The organism is Miltoncostaea oceani (assembly GCF_018141545.1).
GTDB lineage: Bacteria > Actinomycetota > Thermoleophilia > Miltoncostaeales > Miltoncostaeaceae > Miltoncostaea > Miltoncostaea oceani.
This window is the reverse complement of the sequence record NZ_CP064357.1, coordinates 85,867-106,355: the sequence shown is the minus strand read 5'-3', so window position 1 is coordinate 106,355 and position 20,489 is coordinate 85,867. Positions and strand designations below refer to the sequence as shown.

Genomic DNA, 20,489 nt, shown 5'->3' with positions numbered 1-20,489 from the left:
CCGCCGAGACGCGAGAGGAAGGTATCGATGCGTAGCACGATGGAGGGCGTTGACATGATTCGGGAGTGTGCGGGTGTTGCACTGCGAACCACAGCGTGGGTGGGCCACGCCTACCGCGGAGCACCGCGGCCTGGCCAGCCGTCTCGAGTGATCCGTTGAGCAATGTCGCCCGACTGGTTCTGATCGGTGTCGCTGTGGTGGCTGCACCGTCGCCGGCCCTGGCAGCGACCGAAGCTGTCGAAGCTGAACGGGTGCCCCACGTCTGGCACTTCGACCCCGAAGACTGGGACGGTCGCCCCGTCGCGGGCCGCATAGAGCCGTCAGTCTTCGTCGAGCGACCGACCGCCGCGCTCCGGTTCGAGGCGTCGGCTGTACGCATGGTGTTCCTGCGCCGCCTGCGCTGGCAGGGGTGGGGCACTGCACGGGCGATCGTGCGCGGCCAGGCCCGCTACTGCGAGTACCCGACCCCCTGCACCGCCTGGCAGCCGATCACCATCCGGCTCACGAACCGCGCCAGCTTCCGCTGCGGCCACTTCCAGACCAGGTACAGCGCCTACACGCGCTACCGGGTCACGGGCTCCCCTGATCTGATCTCGAGCCGCACCCGTCGCGCGGCGCCCGGCTGCTGATGCTCTGAGCCACTCGATCTCAGGCGCCCCCTAGGCGCCGCGCGATCGCCGCTCAGGAGTCAGGCGCTCCGTCGTCGCGGGTCTCGCCGGTGCTGAGGTCCCGGTACCAGGACCCTGGAGGCAGGCCACTCCCATCCCAGGTCTCAGCCGCCTCGAAGGCACCCGGCGCCGCGTGGTCCCGGTAGCACCAGGCCCGATCGTAGGTCGAGGCGCCGGCGGCACCGACGCAGAGGCGGACGTTGCCGAAGAGCATCGGGTAGAGGGAGATCTCGAAGCCGAGCTCCGAGACACGGACCGAGAGAGCGCCGTGGCGATCCTCGATCCCCGCAGGCGCCGGGTTGCGCCCCTCCGTGTTCGCGTGGACTCCTTCAGGGCTTCTCGACATGCACTGATCCTAAGTCGTCCGGACCACGTGGACGCAACCGCGAGGGGGCCTGATCGGACGGGCCCACTCCGTCGGCAGCCGGGGCGGAAGCCGAAAGCCCGGCGGCGGCCCCCCGCGCCCGGCAACCTCTGCCGGTGAGCCGTCCCGGATCACCCAGCCCCGAGCGTTCCCCGAGCGCACCGCAGACACGGACCGAGGACCCCAGCGTCTGCCGGGCCTGCGCGAGTCCCCTGGTCTATCCGACCCGCTGGAGGATCCTCCCGAGCGGAACCTGGTCGGTCCACCTGCGCTGCCCCGAGTGCGAGGCCGTCTGCCGCTCGCTTCTCGGTGAGCCTCAGATGGATCTGCTCGACACCGCGGTGAACTCCGGGACGGAGCTCCTGCTCGAGAACCTCCGCAGCCTGAGCGCCGAGCGCCTGATCGAGTGCGTCGAGGCCCACCTGGTGGAGTCGGACCTCCTACGCGAGCAGGCGGACCGCTTCATCTGCGCCCTGAACGCCGGCCAGATCCTCCCAGAGGACTTCTGACCTAGGCGAAGCGCGCGTTGAACTCGCGCAGCCAGGCGGGGGCCTGGCGACCGGTCCGGTAGGCACCGGGACCGTTGGCGAGCACCCGGCGGTTGGGCGACGTCGCCTCGGCGAGGGCCCACTGGCAGGCCATCGGCTCACCGCAGCTGGCCGGGGCGCCCGCGGGACGGCGCAGCGAGGAGCTGAAGGCGAAGTGGAGCTGGGGGATCCCCGCCCCGCCGGCCTGCCGCAGCTTGGAGGCCATCCGGGGCATGACCGAACGCCAGATCGACGCTGGCATCGAGACTCCGATCGCCCGGTACATCTCCACCCAGACGCTGCCGGCGCGCGCCAGCGCCGGGAACATCCCGTTCCAGCGACGGGCGCCGGCGTGCTCGGGATCGGCGACAGTCGCCACGAACGAGGGTGCCAGGTAGATGTGGATCCGCGAGGCGACAGTCCCTCCGTCGGGGTGCGCGGTCCGGCTGAGGATCCTCATCGCCCGGGCGAGGTTCCGCGCGTCCTTACTCGGCGCGCCCGACACGTCCGCCCAGGCGCGGCCGATCTCGTCCACGAAGATGATCCCGGAGGGCTCGTTCGAGAGCTCGAAGCGCAGGTAGGAGGCCATCTGCGTCGCCGACTCACCGAGCAGCTCCGCGTCCTTGACCTTCCCGAGGCGGTAGGTCTCGTCGTTGAGCTGGAAGACCCCACCCGGCCCCGGGCTCTGACGGCGGCCGCCGCGCTCAGGAGTGAGCGGGTTCTCCTTGGCACGGAAGATCGCCGTCGCCGGGCGCAGCTGGTCGTAGACGGGCACGAGGGCCGGCACCTCATAGCGCGGCGCCCCACTTGCAGAACCGGCCAGCATCAGGACGGCAGCACCGACGAGAACGCAGAGACGAAGCATCGATATCCTTATCGCTGTCGCGACGTCGCCGCGAGTTCATTGACCTCGCCGGACGATAGGCCGCCCTCAGGCTGTTGCATGTACGCCCCAGGGCTCTCACGAGCCCACGGGCGCCGTGACGCTATCGGCGCGCCCGACCTCCGGCCAAACGACCGAGGTGCCATGAGACCGACGAATAGGTAGCTGCTCTAGCCTCTGGTCATGCGAGGCGCCCACACGATGGATCGGTCCGGAGGCGAGAGGCGCCATGACGGGCCACGCGTCTTGCGACGATTCCCTCCATGGCACGCCGAGCGGAGTTTCATCCCTACGACCGTGTCGTGACGCTGAGAGACCTCCCCGGCCGCTCCCCCTCACCGACCCGGCCGCTGATCATCACGGCGACGACCGCCGCGCGCGTCCTGCTCTCACGTCCGGACGGAACGATCAAGATCGGCGTCATCTCCGACGGCGGAGTCCCGACGGCGTTCGTGGAGTGTCGCAGCGAGGACCTGGAGCCGGCCCCGCTCGAGGGCTGACTCAGCCGAAGGCCTAGGTAAGAGCCCCAACTCCGGGGCGTGGGCGTGGAACGGACCCGGCACCGGATCGAGACGACCTGACCTGCGGACTGACGAGCTAGAGGAACCTGGCGCCGGCGTCGAAGGACCCCGCGCTATGTTAGATCGGACCGCTGATGACGAGGACGTTTGATGAGCGCCGACCCGATCAGAACTCTTCAGCTCGCCGCCTCCGAGGGTAGATCCTCTCTTGCTCTCGACGTCGCGGCCAACGGATGGACGAGCGTCCGGCTCACCGGAGCGAATGAGACGCCGCTCGGCGCGGACTGCTTCTACGACGTGGTCTCCCGGCTGATGGCGGCGATGAGCGACCCCGCTCAGACGACCATCGACCTCGGGGCTGCGAACGTCTCGCTCGTCTTCACCCTGCCGGAGGGTCACTGCACGGTCTGGGTGGAGCGCCACGGAGGCAATGCGAAGACGCTCCATATCCAGGACCACCGCGCGGGCGTCAACATCATCGGCCTGATCGAGCTGGACCAGGAAGCGCGACTCCGCTGGAGGGCACAGCTCACCGAGCTCGTGGCCTGGGCCTGGCAGAGGAAGCTGCCCCTCTAACTGGCAGTTATGGCCTGCCCCGTTGGCGGCAATCCTCCGGTGAGGTAGGAAGAGACGGTGCGTTCGTGAGCCCTCACGTAACAGCGGGTAGAACCAGCGCCCGGCGCACAGCGGGGATGGCGAGGACAGCCGTGTGTCCTGAGGCACCTGGCGCAGTGGCGTCCCCGAAGCAGGCCACGCTCACGACTGTGCCCCCTTCGTTCGCAACAGGCAACGTGCGGAACACCAGCACCTCGGGCGTCGGATCGAGCAGTGCCGTCCATCGCCCCCGGTCGTCGGCTCGAAAGAGATCCCGTTCCTTGAGGGTGAGCGGGTCCGCTGGCTGAGGGCCAGAGGCTGGTTGCTGGTCCGGAGGTGAACCGTTGATCAGCACGCTGAGCCCGCCGATCGGGTGCGAGACGTCCACATCGGCGATGAACGACGGCTCCCGCGGGACATCGATGTAGGGATTGCCTTTCAGGAGTTGAGCAGCTCTAACCCACGCCGCGCCTCCATCGGTGGCCATGCCGGAGTGAGGCCGAGCGCCCTCGATCGGGCGGTCGAGATCCAGCCCGGGCCACCTCTCACGTGGGTCGCCTTCAGACACGTGAATGTTGATCTCGGGGAAGCCGAAGGGCCCAGGGTCCATCTGCCCCTCAGCAAGTGCGCCCTCCGGGATGAGGAAGAGGGCCGATGGACCGTCCGGGGCGACCTCTAGTTCTGCCCGCACGCCTCGCAGCCGTTGTCCGCGAAAGCCACGGGCGAACCAGTCATTGTCGTCAGCAGCGACCCGACCGTCCGCCGGCGCGTCTGCGCAGATCCGGACCAGCACAACGTCATCGGGGACGGCGGGCACGTCCGGACTTCTTACCGCGACGCCGTGGCCACCGCGCAGGTAGTAGGCGCAGACCGCCCAGATGTCTATCGCAGCGAGACTCTCCACATCCGCAACGATAGCCCCAGTAGCCGGGCCCCCGGCACCGATCCTGGCGGAGCCAACCGACGCGGTTCAGGCCCCCAGGGGTCGCCCGCTCTCATGCTCCTGGAAGTTCATGGTGGTCAACATCACGTACTCATAGCCGCCGGCCGCCAGCAGCTCCGCGACCAGCTGCTGCCAATCCCCGAGTGTGGACGGGCCCTCGATCACGTGTAGCGCGAAACCTCTATCGGCCGGACTACCGATCGCCTTCGACACGATCGCGTACGGGTAAGTGGTCGGATCGCTGATGCGGGCGACCGTCGTCTGGCGAGCCATTCGCGCTCCTCGCAGGTTGGGCACTGCCACTCCAACGGTAGCGAGGAGCCCCTCGAGTCGGAGACCCGGCCGTCGCTTCTCGATCCTTGGCGGTCCGCTAGCTCAGCTCGGAGTGCCGTCGCCGACAGGTCGCTCCAGGCGACGTCGTTCGGGATCCCCGAACCGGCGCGCGAACTCCTCGTCGCGGCCGCGGAGAAGAAGGTCCCGCGGGGTGAGCCCTCCCAGCCCGGGAGTCGCGAGCCAGCCCGCCAGGTCATCGCAGCCGCCGAGCGCCGAGAACAGCAAGCAGCGCACGCGCTCACGACGCTCGGAGCGCGCACGACCGGAGAGCGCCGGGGCGACGCAGGTGCCCGAGAGCTCGAGGAGAGACGGGGCTTTGTCGACGCGGCTCACCGATCCACGTTAGGACGAGAAGTTCCATCAGCGCGTGATCCTCGAGCTCGGGTCCTCAGATTCGAGCGATCCGCGCGACGTCACACATACCGTCTCTCACATGGAGTCCTTCGCTCTGCCGCGAGACCCGCTGACCGGCCGGCCGAGCCTGCGCCAGGCAGAGGGGTCCGGCTCAGGCCGCCTGATCGGGAACCCCCGCGCACGCGAGCTCTGCCCGTTCTGCGACTCCCAGATTGAGCAGCAGGTCGACCGCATCGCCGCCGCGGCGGGACTCGACCACTGGATGGCGGCCTCGGTCAGGAACAAGTGGCCGGTCCTCACCGAGGACCAGGGACGCCACGAGGTGCTCCTGCCGTGCCTGCGCCACGCCGAGCGCCTCTGGGACCTGACCGACGGGGAGGTTGCCCGCTTCCTCGCCTTCTGGCACCGGCGCCTCGAGGCCTGCGCGGCGGGCGAGCGGGACCTCTTCCCGCTGATGATCATGAACCAGGGGGAGATGGCCGGCTGCTCCCAGCCGCACCTCCACTCCCAGCTGATCGGCCTCCCGGCGGAACCTGACTCCTGGGGCCCGAGGCGAAAGCGCGTCCGCGCACGGGACTGCGTGATCTGCCGGGGCGATGGGACGACCAGTCCGATCATCACCCGCCAGGGCGAGTTCACCGTCTGGGCGCCGTATCACTGCCGCACCGGCCTGATCCGGATCGCGCCCGAGTCCCACACCTCGGCGCTGAGCGCAGAGCAGCTGCGCGAGCTCGGCCCGCTTGTCCGCCGCGTCGCGCGGGCCTCGACGACGGTGATGGGGACGCTCGACTGCAGTCTGATGCTCTTCGCCTGGTTCAGGCTCGACCGCGCCGCGGCCCACTGGCACCTCGAGTTGGTCCCACGCAAGACGGCGATCGCCACGGTCGAGCTCTCCACGGGCTTCTCGATCTCGAGCATCGACGCCTCGGCGTATGCGGCCGCGGTGAGCCGCGCACTCACACGGGGCTGAGGCTAGGGCGAGACTCGCGCCGTCAGGGGGCACGGGTCTGCCTTCATCGCCTGTGTGCCCTCACGGAAGGACATCGTCGATGCACTGATCCTGATCGCCATCGTCTTGACGTCAGTGGCGTTCATCATCGTGGCGGTCGATCGAGAACGCGGGCCACACGACGACTTCGCGGACCGCTCCGCCGCCTGGCTCGAGTCAGAGCTCTCAGTCGGCATCCTGGACCGGGGCTTTGAGCTCGGCGAGCGGCAGACCATGCGCAGCTGCATGGGCTCCGAAGCCGTCGCCGCTCAGTTCGATGACGGCTGCGACGGGATCGCCTACCGGAAGCGGATCCTCTTCAGCGACACGATCTGGAGGCAGCTCCCGCGCCTGGAGGCCGGCAAGGCGGATGCCGACGCGCGGCGGGCCGCCTTCCTGATCCTCCACGAGCAGCTCCACCGCGATGACACCTCCGGTGGTCCGATCGAGGAGGCCGCCACCGACGCCATCGCCTACGACCTCCTGCCGGACTGGAGTGAGGCTGTGATCGGCCGTCGCTTAGAGAGGCCGGCGCGCGTCCACTACGAAAGGCACGTCCTCCTACTCCGCCTCGCCTCCGAGGAAGCGACCGGCGCCGACCGGGATGACCCCGCTGCCGTGAGCTGGCGCCGGGAACTGTGGGGCTCCGGCGACGAGCGACGTCGCGAGATGCTCGGGTCCTTCGCAGAGGACCTGGACGCCCTGGCCCCCTAGACCGGAGAGGGTCCCCGCCGGAGCCGGACGCGGCCGATGATCCGAGAAACCACGCCGGCGATGATGAGCAGCCCTCCGGCGGCGCAGAGCACGGGGAAGATCCCGGGCACCGAGTCCTGCTCGCTGAGGGACTGCGACCGGCCGAGAGCGAGGAGCTCCCCTCCCACTGCGCTCGAGGGAGGCCTGCCGGACACGCCGAGATACCGCTCATCCAGGGAGCGCCTCGCGGCCTCCTCGAACTCGGCGAAGCCCGGGTAGCCCGCGGTCAGGGTGAGCGCGCGTCGGAGATCCTCGGGTGTGTAGGCAGCGTCGATGCGCAGATCGAGGACGTAGTCCGCGTAGATGGCCCTCGCGCGCTCGGCGGGAGTTCCGGACCCGAGCGCCGGCACCGCTAGGAAGAGGGCGAGAAGGCATCCGATGGCGATGCGACGCATCGGCTGACCCTACAAGCGCGCACAGGAGGGTCGAGGCTCGGACCTCCTGGAAGGGAGGCGGTCGCAGACCGGGCGAGCCTGCGCCATTGCCGCTCCGTGGGGCGGGAACGGCACCCGTCGACTGCGTCCGCGGCTCACCGGGCGTTGGGCGTGCTGCAGCGGGGTCCGTCCGGCCTACCTTCGCCCTGTCAGGCACTTCCCGCTCACACGGAGCCAGTCTCTTGATCATCGCCACCGTCGTCGCAGCCACCCTCGCTCTCGTGCCCGCCGCGACCTCCGACCAGCCGATCCCGCCCGGACTTTCCGGCTCGACCGGCACCTCTGCCTCCTACGACGGGACCGGCCCAGTGGAGACCTACCGCGAGAGCCTCGATCTTCGTCGGGCTCCGGGCGCCCTCCGTTCGCCCGCCCGGATGGCCGGGTTCTCGCCATGGGTCTGCTCGCGCTCCGGGCGGGCCCGCGTCTGCCAGGCCACGAGGACGCGAGGGCAGATGACGGTCCGGGTGATGCACCTCGCGCGGACGGGCAGCCGAACCACCACCACGGTGGTCTCGGCCTCAGCCCCGCGCGACTGAGAGCCCTCGCTCGCGCTGGCAGCTTGCCGGCACTACGCCGGCTGATTGCCACCAAGCTGCCGTAGAGCCGGGAAGTCCGCCCCGGCTCTCCGGTCTCTACCGGGGCAGTCCGAGTCGCCGGGACATCTCACGGGCGAGGGCGGGGTTCGGGCGTCGGATCCTCTCGAGGTGGCGGCGCGCCTGCGATCGCGCGTCGGTCGTCAAGAGCTCGCCGTACGGGATCACCTCGAGGCCGAGCCACTTCGTCAGCTGCTCCGGGGAGCCTAGGATGACCTGGCCCTGCGACTCGCTGAACGAACCCACTGACTCGACCTGGTCGAGGCGAACGGCGCAGCGGGCCACGGTCGGGTAGCGGGTGGCGGCACGGCCCGCGGCATGCGCGACGCGGTCGCCGAAGGTGCGGATGTTCGCGGCGCCGTGGAGGTTCCCCTCGAAGTCGATCATCCAGGTCGAGCCGTCCTGCCAGAGGACGACACCCGAGCTCGGCGCGATGACGGACGCCAGGACCTCACAGACCGGGATGACAACGTCGAACTGTCGCGATCCATGTGGCACGCCTCCAAGAGGATTCGATACCCCGCCGGCGCGAGGACTCTGCGGTGACCCTACCGCGGAACCGGGCGCTTGCATCTGCCTCCCATTTCGCCCCCCGAGGGCGCCGGCCAGTCTGCTGCGTCCCTGGCAAGAGGGTGGCGGAGACGAGGCCCCGCGATCCAACCTGGCCGGACGTCCAGTGTCGCGAAGACCTCCCCGTGAGGTACAAGTCCGAGACCGTCCCGTTCGGTTCCCGGAGAGGCCTCGCGACGATGCATGGATCTAGCTGTTCCCGGAGGTCTCCAGCTCCGCTGGGCCTTATCCTCGGCCTACTCCTCGTCTGCGCACTTCTGCCGATGCGCGCGGGCGCCATGAGCAACGCGGAGACGGAGCCCGCGAGCCCGTGGATCGCCCATGTGCTAACCAAGGTGTCGGCGTCGGGCTGGAGCGACGCGTGCACGGGAACGGTGATCGGCAACCGCTGGGTGCTGACCGCGGCTCACTGCATCTACAACAACGACTACACGACCCGCTACGGGTTGGACAAGATCACAGTGAACCTCGGGCGACCCAACGGCAACAACCCCAAGAGCGGCGGGGTGAATCTGAAGGTGGATCGCGCGGTGGTCATGCCGGGCTACCCGCAGGTGCGGGCCAACGACGCGTTGCTGCTTCGGCTCGTTGGGTTCGATGAGACGCGCTGGAACGCGGTCCCGATCGCACGCGAGCGATGGGTGGTGAACGGCCCCGTCACCCTGACGCTCTTCGGCTACGGGAACACGAGATGGAAGAACGAGACCGAGACCATCGGGGGTGGCCAGCTTCGAAAGTCCCCGCAGGGGGCCTTCCTACGCTCTCCGGGCTGCGACGGGCGGTTCATCTGCATCCAGCCCACCGACAAGACGAAGGCTCTCCACGGCGATTCGGGCGGCCCGGTGATGCGGTGGGTCTCCGGCGCCTGGCAGATCATCGGTGTCGCCTCGAACGTGGATAACCTGACCCGCAGCGGCAAGCAGGGGCCCTTGCGCGCGGTGGGTGCGCTCAGCGCGGCTGCCCCGAGCAAGATCCTCCTCGAGTGGGTGCGCACGGTCGCGAACCTTCCGCGGCCCGGCGCCAACACGATCGTGCGCAACTCCCGCAACGGGGCCTCATGGCTGGTGGGAGCCGACGGCTACCGGCGGTGGATCCCTACGGGTGGCGATTGGCTCTGCCACACCGGCCGCGGGGCTCCGGTCGTGAACCTCGACCAGGTCTCGATCGATTCGATCCCGGACCGGGTCGGAGAGCACGCGATCTGCGCGCAGCCGCCCCCGATCGTCGATGGGACCCCCCAGCCCCCGACACCCGATCCCGGGACTCCTCGTCCGGTCGCGGCGAACCTGACCGCCGTGAACAACGGGGGCGGACATGTCGGAGTCGCCTTCGACGTGGGCTGGCAGTCGGGCCGGGACCCCGTCACCTGCCGGTTCTACCGCAACGGCGCCGAGGTCTTCGCGGCCCAGTGCGGGACGCGCTCGAGCAAGCAGTTCTACGGTCTCCCGCCCGGCGCCCACACCTTCTACGCCACCGTGACGGACCGCTTCGGCGTCGTCAGCGCACCGACCAACTCCGTCACCGTCAACGTGGCCGCGCCGCCGCCGCCGCCGGCGCCGACGCGTCGCGCCATCGTCGTGGACAACCGGGTCACGGACGGGATGGGGATGCGCGAGGACACGACCCCGGTGCGCCTGACCACCCAGCCGTGGATCCGGTGCGGCTCGCGGGGCTGCAACATCAACGGCACCGAAGCGGGCAGCGGGCACGTGTATGACGCGGCCGTCTGCCAGACGACTGGTGAGCGGACGACGAACGGCCACGACACCTCGGCGGCCGACGACGCGAACCCGTTGCGCTTCGAGTCCACCCGCTACTACGGCGTGCGGCTCACCAACGGCGTCTTCGGCTACATCAGCGAGGTCTGGATCCGGGCCGCCGACCGTGGCGGGCTCGGACTCCCCGGATGCTGAGGGCAGCAAGGTAACCCCACCCCGCCCCTCCTGACCGCGCTCGCGGGCTGAGGGCGGGGCGGGGCTCGGCCCCGCCTCCTCTCACCCGATGAGCCGGGCGGAGACCTCTCCCTCGGACCAGTAGTGCGGGAGGTAGCTGATCGTCGGACCGCCCCTCCCACCGGAGGAGTGCAAGAGCCAGCCTCCGCCGAGGGCGATGCCGACGTGCTCGATCTGGGAGCGGCGGGTCTTCGCGCCCTTCGCGCCGTAGAAGACCAGATCCCCCGGGCCGGCCGCGGCGACGGGGACGTGTCTCGCGCCGCGGGTCATCGCGAAGGCCGCGGCCGTCGAGCGCCAGCGGTGGATGCTCTCCCCCTGGCCCGCCGAGGCGTACGCCCACCAGACCAGGCCAGAACAGTCGAAGCCCGCCCCGCGCCGCGTGGTGCCGGCGCGCCCCGGAGCGGAGCCGCCCCAGACGTAGGGGTGCCCGATCTGGGAGATCCCCGCCTGGATGACAGCCCGCTCCCGCGGCGAGAGCTCAGGGAGGGCGATCTGGTGGAAGACACCGAGTCGCTCGAGGTCCCATGAGGAAACCTCACGCAGGCGGTCCATCAGGGTGAAGAGCTCGGCCCAGCTGAGCTGGTCCGCGGCGTGGCGCTCACGGTAGTCCGCTTCAGCGAGGTGGTTGCCGACCAGGCCGAGCTCACGGGCGAGGACCTCGGAGCCGGCGAAGGCCGGCATGCGCAAGCCGGACAGACCCTGGATGGCGGCGCGTTCGGACTCGAGGCCGAGACCCCGCACCACTGCCAGGCGCGCCTGAGCAAGGCTGAGACCGCGCGCCGGCATGAACGACCCGGCCTTCGTCCCGAGCAACTCCAGCCCGACGACGTACTCGACAGCGAGCCGGTCTCTGTCATCCGTGCGGACGTCATCGAGTCGCGGGAGAGACACGGCCTCGAGCGGCGCCGGGGCCGGAGCGTCCTCAGAGGTGAGGGCGAGATGAAGCGCGCGAGCCAGTGCCCGCCTCGGCGCCGGTCGCGAGAGATCCCGGGGGATCGCTCCCTGCCAGAGGCCCTCAGCGACGAGGCGCTCGGCTGCGGGCCGGGCCCAGCTGCCGTCATCGCGTGCCGCGGCTCCCGTGGCACTCGATGCCCCGAGCGCCGCGAGTGTGAGCGCGCTGGTGAGGAGCGACAGGAGGACTCTGCGGGGACTGATCACCGGCCGAGCCTATGGGCGTGCCATCACCACCCGGTGCGTTCCTTGCCCTCTCAGGGCGCGCTCGCAACGTCCCGCGCAATGCAGACACTCAAAGGCCAAAACGCATGCACTTCCACCGCGCTGACGCTACATTGGCCCTGGAATGAACTGGCGACTTCACAACACGCAGGCCCCCGGCACGACCTCCGCGGATATCCGCGGAGAGTCGATCGCCTACCCGAAGCACGGGGCCAGCCCCGTCGTGTTCGCCGGCCATCGAGGGCGCTGCCCGTAGCAGCCTCCCTTCGAGAACCAGGTAAGAGCACGACGAGGCGGCCCAGATGGCCGCCTTTTTCGTTCCCTGACAGATGACCGCGCGACGGTTCCACCCACAACCCCGACCGTTCCACCCTCAACCCCGACGAAACGACCGCGACATGTCCAACACGACTCTCCTCTGCGACCTCACCTGCGCCCCGATCGACCTGGTGCCGATGCACCTGGCCGTCGCCTCGGTGGCCGTCGGACGCGCCCAGGCGCTCGTCGTCGACGAGACGCGGCGCTTCCGCTCGGCCTACCTGGACCTGCCGGCCCCGGTCGTCGCAGCGGTCCCGATGGCGATCCCGCTGACCAAGCTCGAGCGCAAGCGCCCGACCCGCCGGGTCGTGGTCGCCCGCGACGACTACCGCTGCCAGTACTGCCTGGAGCCCGTCGTCCTGCGCTCGGGGAACCCGCGGAGCGCGACCATCGACCACGTCAAGCCCAAGTGCCGCTTCGAGCGCCCTGGCGACGCTCACACCTGGGAGAACGTGGTCACGGCCTGCTACGCCTGCAACCAGAAGAAGGCCGACAGGCTGCCGATGGAGGTCGGGATGTGGCCGGTCAAGGCGCCGCGCGCGCCGAGCTACGTCGCCGCGCGCTGGGCCGGTCGCCTGCACGAGCCGGCGCACGTCCAGTGGGTGTCCGACTACTACCGCCTCGACCCGGAGCTCGTCCGGGCGAGGTGACCACCACGAGCTCCGCCCCGGCAGGCACGCGTGTGCCGCCGGGCGCGGGGCGGATGGCGAGGGCCAACAGGTGAGGTGTGAGCGGCAGGCCGGCGGTTGCGCACTATCCTCGATCTCGTGAACACCTCCGCCCAGATGGCCCAGAGCGAGCTGCCGGAGTTCCTCCTCGCGGTCGCGCTGACACGGCCTGTCTTCATCTGGGGGCAGCCCGGTATCGGCAAGAGCGCCCTCGTCGAGCAGTTCGCCGACTCCGTCGGCCTGCCGTGCGTCTCCCTTCTCGGCAGCCAGCTCGCCCCCGAGGACCTGATCGGCGTCCCCCAGATCGAGAACGGGACCTCCTTCTTCTGCCCGCCGCGGATGATCGCCCGCGCCGAGCCCTACGTGCTCTTCCTGGACGAGCTGAACGGCGCGACCCAGGACGTGCAGCGGTCGTTCTACTCACTCATCCACGACCGGCGCCTCGGCGAGTACAAGCTGCCGGCCGGTTCGGTGGTGATCGGCGCCGGCAACCGGGCCCAGGACCACGCGATCACCCGTCAGGTCTCCTCGGCGCTGCTCAACCGGATGGTCCACGTCCACCTGAGGGTCTCCCACCGCGACTGGCTCGCGTGGGCGAAGGTCAACGGCATCCACGAGGCCGTGATCGACTACCTCGGCCAGCGGCCCGACCACCTGCTCTCCCCCGCCGCGCCGCACGAGGCGCCCTTCTCCACCCCGCGCAGCTGGCACATGGTCTCAGACGCCCTCACCGCCTTCGGGCCGCAGGTCCCCGCCGGCTCGCTGGCCGCGATCGCGTTCGGCTGTCTCAGCGACCACCACGCCCAGTCCTTCATCACCTACTGGAAGACCCGCGACACCGCCTACCGCGTCACCGCACTCATCAAGGGGGACATCTCCTGGCCGCGGGCGCCCGAGGAGGCTGACGTGCGGTACTTCCTCGCCCAGTCCCTGCGGGCCCAGCTGGTCAAGGAGCTCCCCGCGTCGCGAGAGGCGGTCAGCGGGCGCTCGGATGAGCTCCGGCACCGGGCGAAGGAGCTGATCACCTCGCTGGCGGGGATCCAGATCGAGCTCGCCCAGCTCGTGGTCGGGTCCGCCGATGGTCTCGAGGACCTGCCGGACTGGTTCATCACGGAGATGGTCCGCGACCTGCCGCGTCTCGCGAAGGCGCGGGGATAGACAGTGGGCAAGCGCAGCCGCAGGGCCGCGCCTGATCCGGCCTCCGAGGCGTTCGCTGAGGGCCTTCGGCTGGTCCAGACGAACCCGATGATGTCCGCGCTCGCCCACCGGGTGGTGGTGATGCGCCGCCCGGATGGCCTCTGCCCTGACCGGCTGCTGTGTGTGGTCACGAGCAACGGGGTCCTGTGGGCGAACCCGGCCCGGCGCGCCGAACCCCAGGAGTGGGCGTTCGCGATCAGCCACTGCCTCCTCCACCTCGGCCTCGGCCACTTCCGCGAGCACCCGGACCCGGTCGCCTGGAACCTCTCCTGCTGCGCGGCCGCCGATCACTTCCAGCGCAGCGTCGGCATCGGGCGCCCTCCCACCGACGCCGGGGCTCTCGTCCTCGCCGGTCTTCCTCGTGGAGAGGATCCCGCCTACCGCACCCTCGAGGGACGCCCCGCACCTGAGGGGTTCCGCCCGGACCTGATCTTCGAGAAGTCCCTGGCCTACCGGGGCAGGATCGACTGGAGCGCCGCGATGACCCAGGGCATGCGCTGGGCGCTCGAGTCAGCGGTCCGCATCGCCGGCGGTGAGGATCCAGAGGTGGTCGCGGCGCCCGGGTCCTCGAGGAACACCCGCAGCGCCGCCGAGAAGGCCAAGGAGTGGTTCATGGCCTCCTACCCCCTGCTCGGGGCACTCGGGGCGTCGTTCCGGATCATCGAGGACGCCCTCGTCTGCCAGCGTCTGGGCATTCAGATCGCCGCCGTCGACGCGCAGGAGAAGAAGATCTTCGTGAACCCGGCGGCCGGCCTGAACGAGCAGGAGATGCGCTTCGTGATCGCCCACGAGCTGCTCCACCCCGGACTCTCGCATCACTCACGCGGCGCCGGCCGCGACCCCTTCCTCTGGAACTGCGCCTGCGACTTCGTGATCAACCGCTGGCTGATCGAGCTCGAGGTGGGCACGCCGCCTCAGATCGGGATGCTCCACGACCCCGACCTGGCCGGCCTGACCTCGGAGGAGATCTACGACCGCATCGCCTCTGACATGAGGCGGGCCCGCAAGCTCGCGACCTTCGCCGGCCGCGGCGTCGGGGATGTCCTGAACCGGCGCCCGGAGTGGTGGGAGCGCGGGGACGGCCTCGACCTGGATGCCTTCTACCGCAGCGCCCTCGCCCAGGGCCTCGAGTGGCACCGTTCCTCCGGCCGCGGCCTGCTCCCCGCCGACCTGGTGGAGGAAGTCGCCGCGCTCGCCCAGCCGCCGATCCCCTGGGATGTGGAGCTCGCCCGTTGGATGGACGCGCGCTTCCCGCCGCCCGAGACCCGGCGCAGCTACGCGCGCCCCTCGCGCCGGCAGGCGTCCAACTCGCAGATCCCTCGCCCCCGCGTCGTCCCCCTCGACGCCCCCGGGGAAGGGCGCACATTCGGGGTCGTCCTGGACACCTCGGGTTCGATGGACAAGGCGCTCCTGGCGCGCGCGCTCGGGACGATCGCCAGCTACGCCAACCAGCGTGAAGTGGGACTGGTCCGGGTCGTCTTCTGCGACGCCCAGGCGCACGACGAGGGCTACATGGCACCCGCCCAGATCGCCGGCCGGGTAGAGATAAGAGGACGCGGCGGGACGGTCCTGCAGCCGGGCGTGGACCTGCTCGATGACCTGCCGGACTTTCCCGCCGGCGCGCCGGTCCTGGTCATCACCGACACCTACTGCGAGCCGGACCTGCGTGTGGCGCGCGACCACGCCTTCCTGGTCCCCTACGGCAGCGAGCTCCCGTTCCGCCCTCAGGGTCCGGTGTTCCGCATGCGGCTGCCCGGCGCCCAGCGCGAGGGGCGCCCTTGAGGCCCGATCCGGCGGGCCCACCCGACCGGTCGACGTATCTTCGGGGAGAGGTCACGCTGGTCGAAGGAGACACCCATGAACGAAGCCGACGTCGTCGCGCACGCCACCAGCTCAGGGCTCACCCCTGAGCACCTCGACGAGCTCGTCCACGACCTCGCCGACGCCCAGGCGAGCCGGACCCTCAACACCATGGAGGATGACGAGGAGGCCCTCGAGGCCACGCACGATCTGATCTCCCGGGGCGCCTCGGACGTGAACAACGGCGGCGTCGGAGCTCAGGTCTCCTTCATCGTCGCCCACCTCGGCGCGGAGGGTGCCATGGCCGAGATCGCCCGCCTCGGGCAGGCCCACCCCCAGGGCTAGGAGCGTCGCCCTAGGTGTAGTTCCCAGGAAGGTTGTTGAGGGGCGAGGGCCTCCGAGACGGTTAGAGCTGTCGAGGTTCCAACCGAAGGAGGCCCTCGTGGCTCATCGTAAGGCGAAGCTGACGCCGCTTGGCAGGATGCTGTTGGTCGAGCGGATCGAGGTGCTGGGGTGGCCGGTGCGGGTGGCCGCCGAGTCGATGGGGGTCTCGGCGGCCACCGCCTACAAGTGGCGGGCGCGTTTCCGTGTCGAGGGCCTCAAGGGACTCGAGGATCGAAGCTCGCGCCCGCACCGCTGCCCCCACCAGGCCGACTCGGCGCGGGTCGCGCGCGTCCTCGGGCTCCGCTCAGAGCGCCGCTGGGGTCCGCACCGGATCGCCTATGCGTTGGGGATCGCCCGCTCGAGTGTCTATGCGATCCTGCGGCGGGCGGGGCACAGCCGCCTCTCCGACTTCGACCGGCCCACCCGCCGCATCGTGCGCTACCAGCGCGAGCGCCCGGGAGAGCTCGTGCACATCGACGTCAAGCGGCTGGCGCGCATCCCCGACGGGGCGGCCACCGGCTGCTTGGCCGCCAGGCCGGCCGGCCCAACCAGGCCCGCACGGGACGCCATCTGGACTTCGTGCACGCCGCCGTCGATGACTGCACCCGCCTCGCCTATGTCGAGGTGCACCCCGACGAGCGCGCGGCGACGTGCGCCGGGTTTCTGCGCCGGGCCGCCGCCTTCCTCTCCCGTCACGGCGTGGTGATCGAGGGCGTGATGACCGACCGGGCCCTGGCCTATTGCCGCTCGGCGGACTTTCGCGGTGCCCTGGCCGATCTGGCGGCGCGCCATGTCGTGATCGCGCCCTACCGGCCCCAGACCAACGGGAAGGTCGAGCGGTTCAACCGGACCCTCATCGAGGAGTGGGCCTACCTACGCCTGTATCGCTCGAACACCGAACGCCTGGCCTGCCTGGCGGCGTGGGTCGACACCTACAATCGGCGCCGACCCCACACCGCCCTCGGCGGCCTGACCCCCATGGACGCCCTCCTCAACAACGTCCGTGGGAACTACACCTAGGGCCTCGCGGATGTTGCGCGCGCCTCGTGAGCTCGGAGACGTGTGCGGGGCGGGGATCGCGTCGAGGAGACCGGCGGCGGTCGGCTCCGGCTCCCCCTTCAAGATCGCCACGACCCGGTACTGGTCGAGGTGGAGGTTGATCGTCGCCTTGCGGTCGCTCGGGCTCATGCCCGGATCGAGATACGCCGGCTGGCGCTCGAACTCGTGGCCGCACGTGAGGCAGTAGATCCTCGCGTAGGGACGACCGCCTGCGACCTCCCACTCCGCGGAGGAGTGAGAGCACGAGCTCCCCATGAACGGGCCAACGGCCTTTATGTCGATCACCGGCGCCGGCGGGCGCCTCTCCGACAGACGCTCGCCGGAGAACAGGTCGACCCCGTTCTCATAGAGCGCCTGGTCGGTGAGCTCACCGACGTCGTCCCACTCCTTGATCGCGGCGAGGAGCTTCCGGCGCTGGAACTCGGGGCGGTCGCTCGTCACCGTCTCGACGTCGCGCAGGAGGGTCACGACGACTTCGTTCCCATTGAGACTGCCGCGGGCCTCGGTCATGAGCTGAAGCAGGCGGGTGGATGAAGCGGAGGACCTGTTCGATGATACCGCCAGGCGCTCCGTGACCTCGAACCCCGCGGCCGCCAGATCGGAGATCAGCTGCGCTCGTGTGCGGGCATCCGGTCGTAGGTCGATCGCTGCCGGTACCCCCGCCTCCCGCCAGACGCGCAATGACGCGGCGATGTGCTCGTGGGCGACGACGCCGTGGAGGGCCGGTGCCGCCTCATTGCGTCCCTTGTCGTCCTTGCGGCCTGCGAACCCGCCCCGGCGGGCCGTGAGGACTCTTCGGCGATGGAGCGTCAGGGCTGCGTCCCCGGCGAGTTCGACCTCGATGACACTGCTGGCGAGCAGGGTCTCGGGCGGCTCTGCGTCGTAGCCGAGCCCGAGCCGAAGGGCCGGCGGCATGCCTCGGTCGCCCTCGAAGATCGCCCGCGCCCGCATGACCCGGCCGCACCGCTCCAGCTGCGCGTCATCGACCGCGTCGATGTCCTCCACGGTGATCTCGTCGTAGCCCTCGCCGAGCTCGACCATCCGCCGGATCAGGGCCCGGGCGCCCGGGAGGTCACCTGCGCGGAAGGCAGCCACCGTCCGGGGCTTCAGGACAGCGAACAGGCGCCGGCGCTCGCCGAAGCCCTTCAGCCTCAGCCGCCGGACCGAGCACTCCTCGCGCCGGTAGTCGGGGTCGCGCAATCGCTGACACCGCTCGCGCATCCACTGGGCGACCACGACGAGCTCTTCGGTGTCCCGCCCGTCCTCGAACCTGGGGCGTGCCGCGAGGAACGCCAGGTGCCGGTCGATGTGATCCTGAGCGGACCCGAGCAGTGAGTCGGCGAACTGATCGTCCTCGGTGAGGGACGCCCAGAGGGCCAGCTCCATCAGATCCCGAGGCAGTTCCGAGTCCTCGCGGCGCGCCCCGGCGCTGTTGGGGAGTGCGGGGTCGGTCTGCGAGCCCTCGAGGCCCTTGGAGATCTCGGTCTTGACCAGGCGGCGCGTCTCAGCAAAGACGGCCTCGATCTCGGCATCGACACTCGCAGACACGGGGCGCGGCGGCGCAGAGGCGGATGCGTTGGTATGTGTGGAGCGGCCCCTGGACATCGACTGACAGAGCATGCCAGCCCCCCGCGGGTGGCCGGCGCTTCTCATGCCCGGCGAGATTCGCCCTCGATGCGAGAGAGGATCCGGATCATCACACCCATGTCCACCTTCTCCAGACGTCCGCGCGCTCAGCAGCGGTTGATCCACGAGCTCGCGATCGCTCCCGACCGGCTTGCCGCCCAGCTGACCACAGCGATCTCCGTCCGCTACGGCTACCGCGTGCAGGCAAGGCGGACAACCCAAGCGATCCGCGATCTCGAAGAGGACGGCATCCTCGTCGCCGCGGCGGCGCCGCACAGCAGCCAGGTCGCCTACAGCCTCTCCCCGTCCCTGCCGCCAGAGGTCGTCGCCGCCGAGCGCCGGGAGGCCCTGCGCCTCGCCCGCCTGGCGCGGAGCGAGATCATGCTGAGGATCCGCACCTCGCTGACATTGATCAACTCACTCGACGAGCACCTGGAGGGGATCCACTCCCGCGCGCTGACGACGCCCTGTCCGAGCCTCCAGTCTGATGAGGCCCTCTCCCAGTCGGCGGTGATCCACACCCGGAACATCTGGATCATCCGGAACGCCGCCTACCGGTTGGCGCTCTTCGACTCGCTGCCGGGAGCCGCGCTCGTGCTCAGCGACGACGCTGCCTGAACGCGGCTCCCCGCGGGTCAGGTCCCGACGACAGCCTCGGGGGCGCCCTCGACAGGCGCTGCGGCCCCCTTGCGATTGCGCGGGCGCTTCTTCGGCGTCGCCTCGAACGGCTTCCAGAGCTCGGCCGAGATGACCTCGGGCGCCTCGTTGAGCGCGTACCCGGCCTCACAGGAGAGCCGACCGATCGAATCCGAGACGAGCTCGCGGTCGGAGACGGCGAGCAGCCCCCCGTTCCCGAAGTAGGTGACGTAGGACCAGAGGACGTCCGCCCAGGCCGCCGGGTTGTTCTCACGAAGGAGTCGGTGGGCGGCCTTCTCGCGCTCCTCGTAGACGCTCGAGAGCACCAGCGCCGGCGCGGCCGGCTTCTTCAGGAGTCGGCGGGCCTCGCGGGCCCCGACGATCGGCCGCAACCGGTCGGCCACTCCTGCCAGCCCGATCGGCAGCTGGACCTCGAGGTGCTTGTGCGGGAAGACGACCACCGCGAACGTGGTCTCCTTGCCGTCGTGGAGGCGGACGCGATGATCGACGACCTCCCCCGGGCCGAACGTGGAATAGCTGACGTGGCTACCGATCTCAAGCACCCGCGGACTCCTCTGTTTGTGCCGCGGACTCGCGGACGATGAATGGCTCGAGGAACGGGATGAGCTCCTCGTAGCGAAGGTGGATCAGGACCGGGACCAGGTCAGCCAGAGGTGCGGGCGTGCGCTCCAGCCCGAGCTCGTCGAGCCAGGAGATCTGGTCCGCGGATGTGATGGACGGATAGGCGAGCAGCATCAGCGTCTTCAGGTCGGCACCGTGCCGGCCGAGGGACTGGGCGAGCTTCTGGAACATCTGCTCCTCGAGCCGCATCAGGTCGCTGGCCATCTCACCGCTTGCGCTGAACTCGCGCGCCCTGGCACTCATGGCTCGAGGGGTGAACAGACGCCAGAGTGAGCAGTCGCGGACCGCGTCCTTCTGGGGAACCGTCATCTCAGTGCGACGGGCCCGGCAGAAGTACATCGCCCGCAGCGGCGTCGAGAAGCTGCGGATGTAGTGGCAGGTCGAGCAGCGCCCCTGTTCATCGGCGGGCGCCGCGCCTGTCTCGCTGGCTGGGACTGACATCGAGCGCAACCGTACTGACCGCTGTCCGGCATCCGGGCGTTTCTCCTGCTTACGTGTGAGAGCGC

At 70.0% G+C, this 20,489-nt stretch carries 22 protein-coding genes and 1 pseudogene; 13 read left to right on the top strand and 10 right to left on the bottom strand.

Going from position 1 to position 20,489, the window contains the following annotated elements; genetic code table 11:
* Window positions 1–251: 251 nt before the first annotated feature.
* The gene (locus IU369_RS19235; protein WP_217924851.1) at window positions 252–629 is read left to right on the top strand and encodes a hypothetical protein; all 378 of its coding nucleotides are present in this window, start codon (window positions 252–254) and stop codon (window positions 627–629) included.
* 52 nt (window positions 630–681) lie between these two features.
* Here the strand turns inward: IU369_RS19235 and IU369_RS19230 are convergent, their stop codons facing one another.
* Complete coding sequence (locus tag IU369_RS19230) at window positions 682–1,014, bottom strand: hypothetical protein (protein ID WP_217924850.1); 333 nt, start codon at window positions 1,012–1,014, stop codon at window positions 682–684.
* A 338-nt stretch (window positions 1,015–1,352) separates the two neighbouring features.
* Here IU369_RS19230 and IU369_RS19225 point away from each other — a divergent pair, with 338 nt between their 5' ends.
* Window positions 1,353–1,541, top strand: coding sequence for a hypothetical protein (locus IU369_RS19225; protein WP_217924849.1), 189 nt, complete (start codon window positions 1,353–1,355; stop codon window positions 1,539–1,541).
* A 1-nt stretch (window position 1,542) separates the two neighbouring features.
* Here IU369_RS19225 and IU369_RS19220 read toward each other — a convergent pair whose 3' ends face one another.
* Entirely contained in the window at window positions 1,543–2,424 is an 882-nt protein-coding gene (locus IU369_RS19220; protein ID WP_217924848.1) for a hypothetical protein, read from the bottom strand.
* Window positions 2,425–2,744: 320 nt separating this feature from the next.
* On the opposite strand from IU369_RS19220, the gene IU369_RS19215 reads away from it, so the two are divergent.
* Window positions 2,745–2,942 (top strand): hypothetical protein, encoded by a 198-nt coding sequence (locus tag IU369_RS19215; protein WP_217924847.1) that lies wholly within the window; start codon window positions 2,745–2,747, stop codon window positions 2,940–2,942.
* A gap of 171 nt (window positions 2,943–3,113) precedes the next feature.
* Complete coding sequence (locus IU369_RS19210) at window positions 3,114–3,539, top strand: hypothetical protein (protein ID WP_217924846.1); 426 nt, start codon at window positions 3,114–3,116, stop codon at window positions 3,537–3,539.
* A 73-nt stretch (window positions 3,540–3,612) separates the two neighbouring features.
* On the opposite strand, the gene IU369_RS19205 is transcribed toward IU369_RS19210, so the two are convergent.
* The 3 genes from IU369_RS19205 to IU369_RS19195 all read right to left on the bottom strand — a co-directional run bounded on the left by IU369_RS19205 (window position 3,613) and on the right by IU369_RS19195 (window position 5,166).
* On the bottom strand, window positions 3,613–4,461 hold the full coding sequence (locus tag IU369_RS19205) for a hypothetical protein (RefSeq protein WP_217924845.1): 849 nt from the start codon (window positions 4,459–4,461) through the stop codon (window positions 3,613–3,615).
* Between the two features lie 66 nt (window positions 4,462–4,527).
* A complete protein-coding gene (locus IU369_RS19200) occupies window positions 4,528–4,773 on the bottom strand; it encodes a hypothetical protein (RefSeq protein WP_217924844.1) in 246 nt (81 codons plus the stop codon).
* Window positions 4,774–4,875: 102 nt separating this feature from the next.
* A complete protein-coding gene (locus IU369_RS19195) occupies window positions 4,876–5,166 on the bottom strand; it encodes a hypothetical protein (protein WP_217924843.1) in 291 nt (96 codons plus the stop codon).
* A 100-nt stretch (window positions 5,167–5,266) separates the two neighbouring features.
* Here IU369_RS19195 and IU369_RS19190 point away from each other — a divergent pair, with 100 nt between their 5' ends.
* The gene (locus IU369_RS19190) at window positions 5,267–6,157 is read left to right on the top strand and encodes a hypothetical protein (protein ID WP_217924842.1); all 891 of its coding nucleotides are present in this window, start codon (window positions 5,267–5,269) and stop codon (window positions 6,155–6,157) included.
* A 54-nt stretch (window positions 6,158–6,211) separates the two neighbouring features.
* Window positions 6,212–6,889 (top strand): hypothetical protein, encoded by a 678-nt coding sequence (locus tag IU369_RS19185; RefSeq protein WP_217924841.1) that lies wholly within the window; start codon window positions 6,212–6,214, stop codon window positions 6,887–6,889.
* On the opposite strand, the gene IU369_RS19180 is transcribed toward IU369_RS19185, so the two are convergent.
* Together IU369_RS19180 and IU369_RS19175 are read right to left on the bottom strand one after the other, a co-directional pair.
* A complete protein-coding gene (locus tag IU369_RS19180) occupies window positions 6,886–7,323 on the bottom strand; it encodes a hypothetical protein (protein ID WP_217924840.1) in 438 nt (145 codons plus the stop codon). The two genes, IU369_RS19185 and IU369_RS19180, sit on opposite strands and share 4 nt — an antisense overlap.
* 671 nt (window positions 7,324–7,994) lie before the next feature.
* Window positions 7,995–8,453, bottom strand: coding sequence for a hypothetical protein (locus IU369_RS19175; RefSeq protein ID WP_217924839.1), 459 nt, complete (start codon window positions 8,451–8,453; stop codon window positions 7,995–7,997).
* Window positions 8,454–8,650: 197 nt separating this feature from the next.
* Here IU369_RS19175 and IU369_RS19170 point away from each other — a divergent pair, with 197 nt between their 5' ends.
* Window positions 8,651–10,438, top strand: a complete 1,788-nt coding sequence (locus tag IU369_RS19170) for a S1 family peptidase (protein WP_217924838.1) — start codon at window positions 8,651–8,653, stop codon at window positions 10,436–10,438.
* 81 nt (window positions 10,439–10,519) lie between these two features.
* Here the strand turns inward: IU369_RS19170 and IU369_RS19165 are convergent, their stop codons facing one another.
* Window positions 10,520–11,368 carry a C40 family peptidase gene (locus tag IU369_RS19165; protein ID WP_217924837.1) on the bottom strand — a complete coding sequence of 283 codons (849 nt, stop codon included), beginning with the start codon at window positions 11,366–11,368 and terminating at the stop codon, window positions 10,520–10,522.
* A gap of 683 nt (window positions 11,369–12,051) precedes the next feature.
* Between IU369_RS19165 and IU369_RS19160 the strand changes: the two genes are divergently transcribed.
* The 6 genes and pseudogenes from IU369_RS19160 (at window position 12,052) to IU369_RS19135 (ending at window position 19,323) form a co-directional block, all read left to right on the top strand.
* Entirely contained in the window at window positions 12,052–12,621 is a 570-nt protein-coding gene (locus tag IU369_RS19160) for an HNH endonuclease (RefSeq protein WP_217924836.1), read from the top strand.
* A gap of 117 nt (window positions 12,622–12,738) precedes the next feature.
* Window positions 12,739–13,797, top strand: a complete 1,059-nt coding sequence (locus IU369_RS19155) for an AAA family ATPase (protein WP_217924835.1) — start codon at window positions 12,739–12,741, stop codon at window positions 13,795–13,797.
* Window positions 13,798–13,887: 90 nt separating this feature from the next.
* Window positions 13,888–15,618 carry a vWA domain-containing protein gene (locus IU369_RS19150; RefSeq protein ID WP_246551642.1) on the top strand — a complete coding sequence of 577 codons (1,731 nt, stop codon included), beginning with the start codon at window positions 13,888–13,890 and terminating at the stop codon, window positions 15,616–15,618.
* Between the two features lie 75 nt (window positions 15,619–15,693).
* The gene (locus tag IU369_RS19145; protein ID WP_217924834.1) at window positions 15,694–15,981 is read left to right on the top strand and encodes a hypothetical protein; all 288 of its coding nucleotides are present in this window, start codon (window positions 15,694–15,696) and stop codon (window positions 15,979–15,981) included.
* Window positions 15,982–16,078: 97 nt separating this feature from the next.
* Window positions 16,079–17,040, top strand: a pseudogene (locus IU369_RS19140) (IS481 family transposase).
* A gap of 1,743 nt (window positions 17,041–18,783) precedes the next feature.
* A complete protein-coding gene (locus IU369_RS19135) occupies window positions 18,784–19,323 on the top strand; it encodes a hypothetical protein (RefSeq protein WP_217924833.1) in 540 nt (179 codons plus the stop codon).
* 17 nt (window positions 19,324–19,340) lie between these two features.
* On the opposite strand, the gene IU369_RS19130 is transcribed toward IU369_RS19135, so the two are convergent.
* On the bottom strand, window positions 19,341–19,904 hold the full coding sequence (locus IU369_RS19130; protein ID WP_217924832.1) for a hypothetical protein: 564 nt from the start codon (window positions 19,902–19,904) through the stop codon (window positions 19,341–19,343).
* Complete coding sequence (locus tag IU369_RS19125) at window positions 19,897–20,424, bottom strand: hypothetical protein (RefSeq protein ID WP_217924831.1); 528 nt, start codon at window positions 20,422–20,424, stop codon at window positions 19,897–19,899. The genes IU369_RS19130 and IU369_RS19125 overlap by 8 nt, the downstream gene beginning before the upstream one ends.
* Window positions 20,425–20,489: the final 65 nt, after the last annotated feature.